The sequence below is a fragment of the Vibrio sp. SCSIO 43137 genome, from assembly GCF_028201475.1.
Taxonomy (GTDB): Bacteria; Pseudomonadota; Gammaproteobacteria; order Enterobacterales; family Vibrionaceae; genus Vibrio.
In genome coordinates this window covers 1,481,167-1,495,485 of sequence record NZ_CP116383.1, presented here as the reverse complement: position 1 = coordinate 1,495,485, position 14,319 = coordinate 1,481,167, and the positions used below count along the sequence as shown (strand labels likewise).

Genomic DNA, 14,319 nt, shown 5'->3' with positions numbered 1-14,319 from the left:
TTCTTATTTAAGTTAGAATCCACGCTGTCTCCAGAACTCACCTTCATCCCGGGCATAAAGCTGAAAAGTTTTATCGGCAACAATGGCTCCGTTTAACTCTATGGTCATGCGCCACGGGCCAATTTTATTCTCTATCGGTTGCCAAATGGTGTCACCAAGATAGAAGCTCCAGTCATTGCTGTTAATATGCTCTTCGCCGTCAAAAGGGGCAAGTGTCTCGCCTTTATCGGTGGTAATTCCCGGGTGGTAGATACAGTAACGAATCTTCTCACCTTTGGCCTTTTTAATGTTAATGATAAAGCCGAACTCAACATCGAGCTCCGCCGGAACCCGAACAGTAAACTCACTGATTTTCGGCAGGTGCTTTGACTTTGAATCCCAACCTGAATAGATACCATATGAGCTCATTTCAACAACAGGTGTACGTTTTGCCATTTTTATATATTCGCCCTTAAGCCTTGCTTACGCTTATTTTCTGAGCCGGTAAAATAGCACTACTAAATATAAACAGCCAATTTATCGCTGCATCTTTTACCGTTTAATGGTTATCCGTTACATTCTGAATAACAACTTGGCTTTCTCGGGCAAACTGCCCCACGGGAACAGATAAGTCTGGCCGGAGATTCTATTCCCCGTTCCACCCAGTTGATATTCAAAATACGGGAAATGGTCGACAGATCTTTCTTAATATGGCGGGGAATCACCACCTCTCCCCCGCCCTTAACACACAACTCCTTAAGCTCACTGGCGATTGCGATAGCATTTCCACCCTGAGCATCAATAGCCGGGTTTAGATCAAGACCGGCACACAATACTCTTTTATTGCTCGCCGGATCAGTCACATGCACAGATTCACAACAGTAAAGCCTTGGCTCATCATTAACATTCAATATGGAAATCTGGGCGCAAGTACCCTCACGGGAATCAGATAACATTCTGAATACTGACCAGTGCTGACAAGGATCGTTCACCAGGCGCATATTACCCCACGGCAAGGGGATACCATTGCCGCGATAAACGGCCTTCAGTTTACCAGGAGCATAAGCATCAAAGTAATGCCAGTGCGGGTAAGGAGATACTACAGTCATACGCCGCATTGCCACCGATGGCGAAACACCAATCGCTTTATGCACATCAACTTCATAACCGTGCCTGTCCAGCAACTGACGAAATGGTACTTTCGGGCACAAAAGTGCACCGGCAAAAAAGCTTGATTCAAAATCGCGCCAGGCATGCAAAATGTCCTGCGGATTGATAGGAGATCCCTGTGAGACACTATCATCAGCACGCCACGAATGGTTGCCGATAGTGAGAACGCTCTTTAACCCTTCCCGGTTATGCAGCACACAATGGCCGATGTAAACAGCAAGGTCATACTTCAGCCGGGTAGGATATTGCTTAAGAATGGAGTTGAGATAGATATTGCCGGGTGGCTCAAAATGGGAAGTCATTAACTGACGGCTTACAGTACCCAATTCATCGATCACTTCCTGCGGCGTTGAATCCACCCAGTTGATAGTCAGCCCCTGCGCTTTAGCCAGCTCAATCATATCTTCCGCCGACAAGTTGAGACGCTTAAGCCCTATCTCCTCTGCCGCCCTTTCCAGATCGGGAAAGTGGTTCTGGTGGTGTTCCTGATAGGCCCTGATCAATAGCTGGGCAAACTGACGTCCGTTTACTCCTGTTTGTGAAAGCAGCTCAGGGATCGCTATCTGCAACATATCGTTGGAAAACAGAAAACTCGGCTCGAGAGGAATTCCGTTAATGCCCCCTTTTCTGCCTTTATCCGGCGTTATGTTTTGTGCTTCCGGTTCGTCATCAAGAAACCATGCCGGTTCTTTCTGAAAAACCTTAGCAATCACTTCAAGCATATCGGCACTGGGGACCCGTTTTCCACGCTCAATCATGGAAAGGTATGAGACAGAGGGAGAATTCTCAGCATCAATCCTTACACAGCGGGCGGAAAGATCCTCCATGGTTAAGTGATTGCGTTTTCTCAGATTTCTGATTTTTGTACCGAGAAAATGGGACTTTCTGATCAAGCTCTGTGTCTGTCTCATATTGTAAAATTCACATTGTAAAATTTTTGTTGTGAAATTGTAGTCAAAAATTAGTTAGGCTACAAACTAAGCAAGAAAACAAATCAGACCTGTTTAAAGAAATGTTAACTCAGTGACGACTTGCTTGAACATTAAAGGACTTCCCAACTAACGGAATAGCTAAAGAGGGCGAAACCATGAATATGCCAGCACACATCAGCACCAACAACCAGAATAAAAACGGATCTTTTATTGCTGAAGCGGTTTTCGCCGTCGAGACAATAAAAAGCCAGCAATTAAGTGAGAAACAGAACAGAGCTAAGCAACTACTGGATACCATTTTCCCGCTGGATAACGGCTCTCATGCAGAAGTAACCAGCTATATCCTAAACGGCCGCCATCTGATGGCATTCTTTAAGCAAGGCAAACATTGTGGTCTGTCTGAATCAGGACAATTTGTTGCTTACACAGGCCACAGAGACTGCCCTGACTCTATACTGCTACGCCAGCGTGACGGTAGCCATATTGAAGTAAGCTTTGTAAAAGGCAGTAACCACGGTAACAGTCAGAGCGTAGAAATCAGCGATATTCAGATGGAGACTTGTGCCACTTTCAGTCACGGCAGCCTTGATCAGTCACTGGAAGGAATGCGTCACTGGATTAGTCTGCTGAAAACCGATCAGTATGGTCAGCCAAAAGCGTGTCTGGATGACAAGGACTTTACTGCCAAAAACGGTGAAAACTATCTGCTTACCTGCTGGTTTATAAAGTAACCTGCCTGTGAAAACGCATAGCAATACATACCACCTGTTTAGCTCTGTTAATCAGGTGGTTTTATCATTTATTCTTACTGATGTTTTTCTTTCTTCCGTGAGCTTTAATGGATTGATACTCCCGCCAGACAACCCGGATAAACAGCAGGCAAAAAACAATAGCAGCAAGGGCAATTAACAGGTTGATGCCGTCACAAACTATTTCAGGCTCGCACGGCATATAAATCTCAATGGGCATAGCTCACCTTTTGATAGTGGCCGATGGCTAGATAGCCGACTCCCATAAACAGACCTGTTTTGGCAGGTTATTCTTTCAGCTGCAAATAGATCATATACAGGCGGGCATCCAGTTCTAACTGGTGATAATCAGGCTCCATATGGCAGCAGAGCGCATAAAATGCCTTATTATGCTCCTTCTCCTTCAGGTGTGCCAGTTCATGTACCACCAGCATACGCAATAGTGCTTCAGGAGCCTCCCTGAACAGACTGGCAATACGGATCTCATTCTTTGCTTTTAGTTTTCCGCCATGATTTCTGGAGACAAAAGAGTGCAGGCCAAGGGCATTATTAATCAGGTGGATTTTTCCGTCATACACCACTTTGCTGACCGGCGCGCCCTTTTTGATATAGCGGTTCTTTATATCGGTGGCGTAATCAAACAGGGCTTTCTCACTTTTATAATTGTGACGGTCGGGATAGCGGCTGTCGAACCAGCGGATAAAGCGCCCTGAATCTATCAGGGACTGAACCTGAGAAACAATATGTTCGGGATAACCCTGAATTGAACGAAGTAGATCTGTCATAGCTTTTTAAGATTCTGGAAAATGGCGCTATTGTATGTTTCAATTCGTATCCATTCCAGAGCTATATACATACGGGAAACCATACTAATGAAGCGATTGGTTTTATATATTAAAGACAAATGCCCGCACTGCAAAGATGCGCAACGCTACCTTGACTCCAAAGGGATTAAGTACCGTCTGACCAATGCCAAAATGCAGCGTGGCCGCAAAGAGCTTGATGCCATAGGCGCACGCTCAGTACCTGTACTGAAAATCGGCGATCAGATTATGATTGGCTGGAACCTGAAAAACTTTGAGCGTATGTATAACGCAAAGAACTAGAAGCTATATACTTAACGCCAGCTTCTGCGCTTTGGTCAGTTTGGAAACCACCAACTGATAGGATTTAGCAATTAAATCCTCTAAAACAATTTCATTTTCAGAATGATCGAGCGTCACTGTAACCCAGTGGCGCTTATTCATATGGTAACCACCTGAAATAGACTCAAATTGTTCAATTAAAAAAGGAACATCTTCGGGGTCGGCCTTTAGATTAATAAAATCTTTCCCTTCCCTGCGGCCTATCAGGGCAAACATCTTACCTTTTACTTTAAACACCTGAGTCTCAGGTCCGAACGGAAACTCCTCTGTTGAGCCCTTATACGACAGCAACAGACTAACTAGCGACTTTAATTGCACAACTATCCTCAGACAAAAACGGTTCATGACAGCTGACTACTCTATCACGTCCGGAGGATTTTGCTTCATACAGCGCTTTATCTGCACTGGATAACAGCTTATCGATGATCTCATTGCCGGCAGGAAGCTGAGGACTATTTAAGCTAAAATGGCAGACACCACAGGAAAGCGTTAATGGCTGACCATCCAGTAAAATATGATTAACTGCCTTCGCCAGCTGCAACACCACCTTACTTCTATACTGTTGGCTGGAATCCGGCAGCCATACAACAAACTCTTCTCCGCCAAATCTGGCGATAAAATCCCCTTCACCTGTGCACTCTTTCAGAAGACGTGCTGATTCTACTAAAATCTCATCCCCTCTCTGATGGCCGTAGGTGTCGTTGATCATTTTAAAATAATCCAGATCGATTACCACAATACTGCCCTCAGCTCCTTTGCTGCGCAGAGCTTCTATCTGTTGGTTTAAGGTTTCAAACAGAAAACGGCGGTTAGGAATCTTGGTCAGGGCGTCATAATTTGCCTGATAAGCCAGCTTTTCATTTAGACGGGTAAGCTCTTTCTCCTGTTTATGGCGGACAAGTTCAGACTCTATCCATGACGCCATCAGACGAATAAGATCAACATCATTCTGCCGGAATGGTTCACTATGTCGCTCTGCACTGGAAAAATTGAGCGTGCCGTAAAGCTCATTATTTAAGTAAATCGGCACTCCTATGTAGCTCTCAAGTTTCATCTCCCGGTAAGCAGGATGCCTGGCGTACTGTTCACTTTCACCTGCAAAATCAACCGCAACCGGAGTGAGTGACCGGCAGGTTACTTCACAGTAGGTTGCCTCAAAATCGAAACAGTCACCACTGCTTAGCTCAACCCCTTCAGGCGCAATACACTGGATAATTTCATATTTATTGTTACGAATTTTGGAGAAAATACCGATATCGAGATTAAATTGTTCTAACCCAAGCATTAGTAACTGGAGAAGTTGAGTATCAAACCCTTTTTGATAGTCACTCGTTACCTGGTATAAACGACGAATGATCATTTCCGTCTGGCTTGTTCTATTCATATCAAAGCCTTTTTGTAATTTTTGAAATCCTTTTCTCAGCAGCTCCAGTGTTTGCCTAATCACTGTGCCTTAGTTAAATATAGACAAATATTCTGGTTTTGTTGTTACTTTTATCACTTAGGAGAATTGTATAAAAACAGCGCTTACATACGCATTTACCCTTACATTGATTAAGGTTAATAATAGTTTTCATACTATAAAACTGACAGCTTTGCTGCACCTGACGACAAGTTACGGTTATAATGCTGGCTTTACCGTTTTCCGATAAACCACAGGGATAAAAATGAAGCTTACTCAGTTGACTCAGCCAATCTACGATCACATCTACAAAGATATAGAAGAGTTCCGTTCCACATTTGATCTGCCCGTTGATGACGCCTCATCTATGGATGACAAGCTGGATACGCTACACACCTCGCTGATTATTGAGGAGCTGACAGAACTTGCTCAGGCTGACAGTAAAATCGAACAGGCCGATGCCATTGTTGACAGTGTTTACGTATTAATGGGCCGTCTGGTTCACCTTGGTCAGAAACGCGTTGAAGATAATATCGCCATCAGTTACCTGATTGATATCCTGTTAAATGCCGCGGTCAACCTTGATATTGACTTTGTTCCCTGCTGGGATGAAGTACACTCAAGCAATATGAGTAAAGTGTGTCGCAACACCGGCGAATATCAGGAAACAGAAGCCTTTTATGCTGAGCAGGGCATTAAACTGATGGCTATAGAAAAAGGTCACTATGTTATTGCCAAATGTGCCAAGGATTTTGTATCAGAAAGTAAAACCGTACGTGCCGGAAAGGTTCTTAAGTCCGTTTACTACCGCCCTGCCGACCTCTCTACTCTGGTTTGATGATTTCTAGGTTCTAAAAAAATGCCTGACTTATAAAGTCAGGCATTTTTCTATTTAAATAAGCTAACACCACTTAATCGTAGACCAGTTGATCTTCTTCATAGCGGGTTTCAACAGGGGACACCATCAATGCAGCCCTCTGCCCTACCGCAACTTTTCTGTTAGGGAAAACCACCGCTTCATGCTCTACTTTGGCAAACAATAGCTTGTCACCATCATGACCAATTACCTGTCCATGCTCAAACTCGGTAAAGTTCTCTACATCATCGCTGAAATTAAAGTCAAAATCTTCATGCAGACGTTTGATTGTCTGTGTTACCCGATAAGTCGTCAGCGGTTTTGCAGCTAAAGCGTCAATACTATTGCTCAATAGCCCGCGAAGTGCATTATCAAACGTCTCCAGTACAGAAAGGTCATTCTCTCCCAGAGGCGCGACCCTTCCTAACTCAAGCGTCAGCGCCTGCGCAGCAAAGTTCTCAGCGCTATACCAGCTAAATGTACTGGACGGAGAATTGGAAAGCAGGATAGCTTCAATATGTGCTTTCTCTATAAAGCTGACCAGTTCTCTGCTACGGCTCAGACCATTAGTGACTTTCGGACTAACAGCAAAAGTATAATGTCTCGACTTCCGGATGGCACAATGAAGATCCAGATGCCAGCGCTGATGCATTTCAGTGCCGTTATAGAACTCTGTCACTACTTTCTTGTGCTGCTCTGCCAGCCGGGTTTCCAGTGATTCGGAATGAGGCTTGTCATCAAACAGGCGGTTTAGGTTCTCATCGATAAAGCGGACGTGGCTGTTGGTTGCAACAGGGTGACCGATCAGGAAAAGACAACGTTCAGTGATTTTCAGTTCACCGCTTAGAATATCTGAGATGATGCTGTCAATCAGCTCCATTGGCGCCGTTTCATCACCATGGATCCCGGTGGAAATCACAATAGATTTGCTTTTATCTGACATTGCATAAGGAGTGACTTCAAGCACCCCTCTCTGCAGCAGTTTTACGCTCGCACCACTCACAAGCTCCAGTTGACGAGCGGGCATTTCATTGTCTAAATCCAGAGTATCGTATAGAAAGGATTGACGAAACAAAGGTTTTACCATATCTGACGAGCTCCGTTGTAACATCAGGTTTTTACCAGTTAATTTCGGTAGATTATGTTAATAAGTTCTGTTTTCAAAGTATGGCTCACATCTAAAATATGTGAGCTGGCTTTGGCAAATAAGCGGTTTTAAGCAATATGCCTTTTGCTACACCGTGACACCGGCACTTTCAAAGCTGGCCATATGGTTATAGAACTCAGCAGCCGCTTCAATCAGTGAGAAGGCCAGTGCCGCTCCGGTACCTTCCCCCAGCCTTAACTCAAGATCCAGCAAAGGTTTACCATGCATCTGCTCCAGAAGTAGCTGATGACCCGCCTCATGGGACTGGTGGGCAAAGATATAGTAATCACGGCAGTGCGGGTTTATCAGGCTGGCAACATAAGCAGCGCTGGAAGCAATAAAGCCATCGATGACTACCGGTATATTGCTCTCTGTTGCGCCCAGAATCGCACCGGCAATCTGTACAATTTCAAATCCGCCTACTTCTGCAAGAACCTGCTTAGCTGATAAGCCTTTACAGCGCTCTACCCCCTTACCAACCAGAGCCACTTTCTTAGCAAACTGCTCGGCACTGATGCCTGTACCGTACCCGACACAAACACTTGGATCTTTACCGGACAGTGCACTAAGAATCGCCGCCGCTGAGCTGGTATTGCCGATACCCATCTCGCCGAACATAAGAATATTGCTGCCCTGCTCAATGCAGCTCTTGGCTAATGCGCTACCTTTGGCCAGCCCCTCTTCAACGGTTTCGATACTCATCGCCGGCTCATTGGCAAAGTTATTGGTTCTGTCACCAAGGCGCTGAGATATAAAGTTTTTAGCTGGGCTCTCAACAGGCAATAAGATACCTGCGTCAATAACCTTAAGTTCAATAGCATTGGTACGGCAAAAACAGTTAATAGCCGCTCCGCCATTAAGAAAGTTCAGTACCATCTGCTGGGTTACCGCACTAGGTGCAATACTGACCCCTTCTTCCGCAATACCGTGGTCTCCGGCAAACACCAGCATGGTCGGCCGGCTGATATCGATGTAGGTTACTGCCTCTTCTTTTCCCTGACTCTGAATCAAAGCCAGTTTTGCCGCAACACTCTCCAATTGTCCCAGCGCCCCCAGAGGTTTGGTTTTTTGGTCAATCCGTTCAGAGATGGCTGGAATATACTGGGTATCTAACATCGGCATAATAGGTCTTCCGCAACAAAATAGGTCAGACCCTAAAGTGTACTGACCACAAGGCTAATTGGCTATATAAAAGAGTAACTTATTTCATTAAACCTGTGTTTTTTGCTACCTCGGCAATATGACTTTGCAACTGGGTGGATATCTCGTTCAGACGCTCAGTTTCAGAAGGTTCAAATGGATGGATAAGTATTTTCTCCGCGCCTTTGCGGGAAATAATGGTTGGCAAACTAAGCACAACGTCACTCAATCCGTACTGCCCCTGAATCAGGGTACCGACCGGCAGTACTGATTTCTCATCAATCATTATAGCCTGAATAATACGGAACACACTGGCTGCAATACCATGAGTGGTGTTCTGCTTTTTGGTAAAGATTTCAAAACCGGCCTGCTTCACCTCATCCAATAGTTCATCAGCGTCGATAGCAGACAAGCCATTACTGCTGCAGTAGTAATCCGCCGGCTGCCCTGCAATACTAATTAAACTCTTTGGTGTGAAGCAGTTGCTTCCGTGCTCGCCAATCACGTAACCAAATACGTTTTTAGGGTCTATGCTGGCTTTGTCGGCCACAATGGTCATCAGGCGTGCAGTATCAATCAGACAACCGGAACTGATCACCTGAGAAGCGGTATAACTGGTATTGGCAGCAACAAAGTAGGTAACAATATCGCACGGGTTAGTCACCACAATAAGAATGGCATCCGGAGCAACTTTTTCCGTTTGTTTAGCGATATCAACGCAGATTCTACTATTGATTTCGGCCAGATCTAATCGTGTCTGTCCCTGCTTTATCTGAGCTCCGGCGGTAATAACCACTATGTCTGCTCCACGCAGTATTTCGTAGTCATCGCCCGACTTAAGATGAGTGTTTTTGCTAAACGTGAGAGCATTGGTGTGGCTGAAATCCAGCATCTCTCCGTCTGCTTTTTCCCTGTTAAGATCCAGCAGTGCCAGTTCACTGACGCTACCAAGAGTTAACAGGTAATTGCATATCCCTACACCTACAGCTCCGGCTCCGATAACACCGATTTTCATACACTTCTCCATGTTAAGTATGTAACAACCCAAGACAATAACTCAGATAATAATTTTTTTACAAACGATAAGTCTGGTCATTGAGCATTTCAGCAGAATCTTCTGCTGGAAGCTTTATTATTAAGCATAGTATCAATACAGAGCTATAATCTAATAGCGAAGGAGAAAAACAGAAGCAGGAGGTAAGTTGTATGCTGCTAAACAGAACTTCTGGAAACAATAAGCGATCTAAATCTTCCAATAAGAAACGGCAAAAGCCGGGAAATTTTTTCCCTACTTCTCTTACATAATGTAACCAAAGAGCTCATTACTCTGATTTATCACCAATGTGATGAGCCCTGAGAGCACTACTTGTTCTGCACTCAGAATAGACATATGATTAATCTATGTGAATCAAATAGATGGATCAGGTTATGGACAAATTCGGAGACGGTGCTCAGGTCGTTATTGCCGGTGCAAGTGGATTAGTTGGTCAGCAACTAACAAAATTGCTGCTGGACGAGCAAGCCGTCCGTCAGGTTCATGCTCTGGTAAGATCCCCACTTTCTTTAGAACACCCTAAACTTAATCAGATACAGGACGGCCAGCTAAGAATTACCCAATGGGATGACAAGCAAACGGCTGCCGATTTTGGTTTTATCTGTCTGGGAACCACGAAAAAGCAGGCCGGCGGTAAACAAGGATTGGCCCATGTTGACTATGAGCTTGTCTGTCAGGTTGCACAAACCATGAAGCTTGTCGGTGTTAAACGTATTGCTGTGGTATCCAGCTTCGGCGCCAATGCCCGCTCTTTGTCTCACTACCTGAGATGCAAAGGCAAAATGGAACAGAAGCTTCTAACCATGGGCTTTGAGCGCACCGTGTTTGTCAGGCCGGGGCCTCTGGCAGGAGAAAGATATCCGGCCAGAACGGATGAGGTGTTTATAGGAGCAATCCTGAAGGTACTCTCTCCGCTTCTGATTGGTACGGTAGCTAACTTTAAACCCATTCTGGCTAAAGATGTTGCCAGAGCCATGCTCTATTCCATCTATAAGCCATTCCATTCACCAGGCGATAATTACATCACTTTAACCAGCAGGGAGATGCATCAGTTATTAGATAGCTACCATATCAGCTCTTAGAGCTTTTTCAGACGCATATCTAAAAGCATAGTAATTTGACCATAATTAATGCAGATAAACGCGGCATTGATTGATATGCACCCTCTGCAATGGTCTAATGTGCCCGATGGCTCATTTAACCTGCGGAAATTACATGCAAAACGAACAGCAACCGACCTTTTTCTGGTTTGATTATGAAACATGGGGAGTGAACCCGGCAACGGACAGACCTTCTCAGTTTGCGGGTGTTCGTACCGATAAGGATTTCAATATTATCGGTGAACCGCTGGTGATTTACTGTCAGCCTCCGTCAGATTATCTTCCTTCTCCTGAAGCCGCGCTTATTACCCGGATTACTCCGCAACGAACGGTACAGAAGGGTTTGCCTGAGCCTGAGTTTATCCGCCGGATTCATCAGGAGTTATCGGTGCCAAACACAACGTCACTCGGCTACAACAGTATCCGCTTTGATGATGAAGTTACCCGCCATACCCTGTACAGAAACTTTATTGACCCCTATGCGTGGAGCTGGAAAAACGGCAATTCCCGCTGGGATCTTCTGGATGTGATGCGCACCTGTTACGCACTACGCCCCGACGGTATTAACTGGCCGACCGATGACGAAGGAAGACCAAGCTTTAAGCTGGAAAAACTGTCTGTCGCTAACGGTATTGAACATGAAAATGCCCACGATGCCATGGCAGACGTTATCGCAACCATTGAGTTAGCAAAGAAATTGAAAGCCGCCCAGCCTAAGCTGTTTGATTACCTCTACAGCATGCGAAACAAGCGTAAACTGAATGAGCTTATCGATATCGTTAATATGACTCCTCTGGTGCATGTATCAGGTATGTTAGGGCTGGAGTGTTCTAATACCAGTTGGATGGTTCCGTTGGCCTGGCATCCGGACAATCAGAATGCCGCCATTATGGTCAATCTGGCCATGGATCCTGAACCACTTTTCCAGCTTAACAGCGAGCAGCTAAGGGAACGTCTCTATACCCGACGCGACGAGTTAGCCCCCGATGAACTGCCGGTACCGGTGAAACTGGTTCATATAAACAAGTGCCCGATACTGGCTCCGGCAAAAACCCTGACGGCAGAAAATGCAGAACGAATCGGCATCGATCGTGAACAGTGTCTGAAAAACCTCAACAGACTTAAACAGCACCCTGAAATCCGGGAAAAGCTTATAGAAATGTATAGTGTTGAGCGCGAATACCCACAGGATAGTGATGTGGATAGCCAGCTTTACAACAACTTTTTCTCACCTGCTGACCGCGCCTCAATGGATATTATTCTGGAGACTAAGCCGGAAAATCTGGCTGCACTGGATATCAGTTTCAATGACAGCCGTATTGAACCGCTGCTGTTCCGCTACCGGGCGAGAAATTTCCCCCATACCTTAAGTGAGTCAGAACAAGCGCGCTGGGCTGCACACTGTCGTGACTATTTTGAGTCGAGACTGCCGGACTATATGCTCAATCTGGAAAATCTTGCCCATGAGCATGAGAGTGATGCAGACAAAATGGCCATTCTTAAGTCTGTTTACCAATATGTGGAGAAACTTGTTTCCTGATTATGCTAAAAACCCTAATCGTTTATTGCCGTTCTCTGGCAATCTTACTATCAGCACTTGCACTCGGCATTCTGATTCAGAACACACTTAACATTAGCATTCCCGGCAGCGTTATCGGCATGCTGCTGCTGTTCTTTGCTATGGCGGGTGGCCTGATCCCGGCGAAATGGGTACAACCTTCCGCCAGTTTATTTATCCGTTACATGATTCTGATGTTTATTCCCATTAGTACCGGGCTGATGGAGCATATGGATCTGCTCACGGATAACGCACTGCAAATTCTGGCCAGTACAATCGGAGCAACATTTATCACGCTGATCTCACTCAGCTACCTTCTTGAGCGGCTTCTGGTAGGTAAGAAATGATCTGGTTAGCCCTGACACTAGTCACCTTTTTAATTGCCCGCGCACTAAGCAAAAAGCTTAATCACCCGCTGGCAAACCCACTGTTAATCAGTATCTCTATAGTTATTCCCCTGCTGCTGTTTCTTGACGTCCCCTATCAGGAATATTACCAGCATAATCAGTGGCTCACCTATCTGCTTCAGCCGGCGGTGGTTGCTCTTGCCTACCCTCTTTACGAGCAGTTACCCGAAATTAAGGCAAACTGGCGAATCATTTTCCTCGCTTGCGGTGTAGGCAGTACTTTATCTATGTTAACCGCCTCCCTGATTGCTGTAGCTCTGGGAACCGATTTACCGCTGATAGCCAGTATTCTCGGTAAGTCTGTCACCACACCGATTGCCATGGCAATCTCCAGTCAGCTAGGCGGTGAAGCGGCAATAGCCGCTATTATGGTTCTCCTTGTCGGCGTGTTCGGGGCGATTTTTGCTTATCCCATCTATAAGCTTATCGGCATAACTCACCCGATAGCTAAAGGGCTAACCATGGGCACTGTATCTCATGCTTTGGGTACGGCAACCTGCGTAGAAAAAGATCCCCGTGATGCCGCCTTTAGTTCACTGGCGCTGGTTCTGTGCGGAGTTATCACCTCGATACTGGCTCCTGCATTTTTTACCTTTGCTCTCTGGCTTTCTTCTTAAGCTCAAAACCTTGGTTAAATTAGGTGCTTTTGGCTATTTTTTGCCCTCACACAAATGTGACCTCACTCAATTTATGCAACATGAAAATACATTGCAACATCTAATGTGACGTTAATCACAGATAATAATGAAATACTATCTAAAATAAAATGAATGCTTAACTAAGGATTCGTCATGAACTCAAGAATTGAAACCGCGCTAAAAGAGGCTCCCTCTCATATCGCATCCTATCTGGAAAATATCTTTAAAGCGGATGACTTTGACGCCACTATTTCTAAGCAACAGTTTGAAGAGCTGCTGGAACTCTCTGGTCTGGAAGATAATGAGCTACGTGTAGCCCTGCTTCCTTTTGCTGCTGCTTACTCCTACGCTCCGATTTCAAATTTCTATGTTGGTTCCATTGTCCGCGGTCTGTCCGGCCGCATCTACTTTGGCGCCAATATGGAGCTGATTGGTGCCCAGCTTGGACAGACGGTTCACGCCGAACAGGCAGGTATCAGCCACGCCTGGATGAAAGGTGAGAAAGGCGTTCAGGACATTACTATCAACTACAGCCCTTGCGGCCACTGTCGCCAGTTTATGAACGAACTAACCACTGCAAAAGAGCTGATTGTTCAGCTTCCTCAGCGTGATGAGCAAACTCTGCAGGAATATCTTCCTGAGTCTTTCGGACCAAGCGACCTTGATATTGATGCCCGTCTGATGGGTGATGCCGACCTTGGCCACTCTACAGAAGGCTGTGAACCACTACTGGCCGCTGCAGTTGAATCCCTGAACATGAGCCACTCACCTTACACTGAGAACTTCAGTGGTGTTGCTCTGGAGCTGGACGATGGTTCCGTTTACCGTGGTGCTTACGCGGAAAATGCGGCATTTAACCCTAGCCTGCCTCCTCTTCAGGTTGCACTGATTCAGATTATGGTTGCCGGCAAATCCTTCGAGCAAATTAAATCAGCCGCCCTAGCAGAGCTTTCAAGCGGTAAGATCAGTCATCTGGCTTGTACTCAGTCGACACTGGATGTGATCAACCCGGATATTCCGTTAAGCTATATCGAGCTATAAA

17 protein-coding genes are annotated in these 14,319 nt (G+C 45.5%); 8 read left to right on the top strand and 9 right to left on the bottom strand.

Annotated elements, in window-relative coordinates:
- Positions 1-12: 12 nt before the first annotated feature.
- Positions 13-435: a DUF3859 domain-containing protein gene (locus tag PK654_RS07045; protein WP_271698499.1), complete on the bottom strand. Its 423-nt coding sequence runs from the start codon at positions 433-435 to the stop codon at positions 13-15.
- 110 nt (positions 436-545) lie between these two features.
- Positions 546-2,060: a DUF3612 domain-containing protein gene (locus PK654_RS07040; protein WP_271698498.1), complete on the bottom strand. Its 1,515-nt coding sequence runs from the start codon at positions 2,058-2,060 to the stop codon at positions 546-548.
- Between the two features lie 176 nt (positions 2,061-2,236).
- Between PK654_RS07040 and PK654_RS07035 the strand changes: the two genes are divergently transcribed.
- On the top strand, positions 2,237-2,812 hold the full coding sequence (locus PK654_RS07035; protein WP_271698497.1) for a hypothetical protein: 576 nt from the start codon (positions 2,237-2,239) through the stop codon (positions 2,810-2,812).
- Positions 2,813-2,876: 64 nt separating this feature from the next.
- Here PK654_RS07035 and PK654_RS07030 read toward each other — a convergent pair whose 3' ends face one another.
- Positions 2,877-3,050 (bottom strand): hypothetical protein, encoded by a 174-nt coding sequence (locus tag PK654_RS07030; RefSeq protein ID WP_271698496.1) that lies wholly within the window; start codon positions 3,048-3,050, stop codon positions 2,877-2,879.
- Positions 3,051-3,117: 67 nt separating this feature from the next.
- Positions 3,118-3,615 carry a M48 metallopeptidase family protein gene (locus tag PK654_RS07025; protein ID WP_271698494.1) on the bottom strand — a complete coding sequence of 166 codons (498 nt, stop codon included), beginning with the start codon at positions 3,613-3,615 and terminating at the stop codon, positions 3,118-3,120.
- An 87-nt stretch (positions 3,616-3,702) separates the two neighbouring features.
- On the opposite strand from PK654_RS07025, the gene PK654_RS07020 reads away from it, so the two are divergent.
- A complete protein-coding gene (locus PK654_RS07020) occupies positions 3,703-3,936 on the top strand; it encodes a glutaredoxin family protein (RefSeq protein ID WP_271698492.1) in 234 nt (77 codons plus the stop codon).
- Positions 3,937-3,939: 3 nt separating this feature from the next.
- On the opposite strand, the gene PK654_RS07015 is transcribed toward PK654_RS07020, so the two are convergent.
- Positions 3,940-4,320 (bottom strand): MmcQ/YjbR family DNA-binding protein, encoded by a 381-nt coding sequence (locus tag PK654_RS07015; protein WP_333909659.1) that lies wholly within the window; start codon positions 4,318-4,320, stop codon positions 3,940-3,942.
- Positions 4,271-5,359: a sensor domain-containing diguanylate cyclase gene (locus PK654_RS07010; protein ID WP_271698490.1), complete on the bottom strand. Its 1,089-nt coding sequence runs from the start codon at positions 5,357-5,359 to the stop codon at positions 4,271-4,273. The genes PK654_RS07015 and PK654_RS07010 overlap by 50 nt, the downstream gene beginning before the upstream one ends.
- A gap of 283 nt (positions 5,360-5,642) precedes the next feature.
- Between PK654_RS07010 and PK654_RS07005 the strand changes: the two genes are divergently transcribed.
- Entirely contained in the window at positions 5,643-6,215 is a 573-nt protein-coding gene (locus tag PK654_RS07005; RefSeq protein WP_271698488.1) for a nucleoside triphosphate pyrophosphohydrolase family protein, read from the top strand.
- Between the two features lie 73 nt (positions 6,216-6,288).
- Here PK654_RS07005 and PK654_RS07000 read toward each other — a convergent pair whose 3' ends face one another.
- The 3 genes from PK654_RS07000 to PK654_RS06990 all read right to left on the bottom strand — a co-directional run bounded on the left by PK654_RS07000 (position 6,289) and on the right by PK654_RS06990 (position 9,535).
- Positions 6,289-7,320: a succinylglutamate desuccinylase gene (locus PK654_RS07000; protein WP_271698487.1), complete on the bottom strand. Its 1,032-nt coding sequence runs from the start codon at positions 7,318-7,320 to the stop codon at positions 6,289-6,291.
- A gap of 147 nt (positions 7,321-7,467) precedes the next feature.
- Positions 7,468-8,496, bottom strand: coding sequence for a nicotinate-nucleotide--dimethylbenzimidazole phosphoribosyltransferase (gene cobT / locus PK654_RS06995; RefSeq protein ID WP_271698827.1), 1,029 nt, complete (start codon positions 8,494-8,496; stop codon positions 7,468-7,470).
- 85 nt (positions 8,497-8,581) lie between these two features.
- Complete coding sequence (locus PK654_RS06990; protein ID WP_271698486.1) at positions 8,582-9,535, bottom strand: lactate/malate family dehydrogenase; 954 nt, start codon at positions 9,533-9,535, stop codon at positions 8,582-8,584.
- Between the two features lie 413 nt (positions 9,536-9,948).
- Here PK654_RS06990 and PK654_RS06985 point away from each other — a divergent pair, with 413 nt between their 5' ends.
- The 5 genes from PK654_RS06985 to cdd all read left to right on the top strand — a co-directional run bounded on the left by PK654_RS06985 (position 9,949) and on the right by cdd (position 14,318).
- The gene (locus PK654_RS06985) at positions 9,949-10,656 is read left to right on the top strand and encodes an NAD(P)H-binding protein (RefSeq protein ID WP_271698485.1); all 708 of its coding nucleotides are present in this window, start codon (positions 9,949-9,951) and stop codon (positions 10,654-10,656) included.
- A gap of 133 nt (positions 10,657-10,789) precedes the next feature.
- On the top strand, positions 10,790-12,214 hold the full coding sequence (sbcB, locus tag PK654_RS06980) for an exodeoxyribonuclease I (protein WP_271698483.1): 1,425 nt from the start codon (positions 10,790-10,792) through the stop codon (positions 12,212-12,214).
- Between the two features lie 2 nt (positions 12,215-12,216).
- On the top strand, positions 12,217-12,579 hold the full coding sequence (locus tag PK654_RS06975) for a CidA/LrgA family protein (RefSeq protein ID WP_271698481.1): 363 nt from the start codon (positions 12,217-12,219) through the stop codon (positions 12,577-12,579).
- Positions 12,579-13,256 (top strand): LrgB family protein, encoded by a 678-nt coding sequence (locus PK654_RS06970; RefSeq protein WP_271698826.1) that lies wholly within the window; start codon positions 12,579-12,581, stop codon positions 13,254-13,256. Before PK654_RS06975 ends, PK654_RS06970 begins: the two co-directional genes overlap by 1 nt.
- A 174-nt stretch (positions 13,257-13,430) precedes the next feature.
- Complete coding sequence (gene cdd, locus PK654_RS06965; RefSeq protein WP_271698480.1) at positions 13,431-14,318, top strand: cytidine deaminase; 888 nt, start codon at positions 13,431-13,433, stop codon at positions 14,316-14,318.
- Position 14,319: the final 1 nt, after the last annotated feature.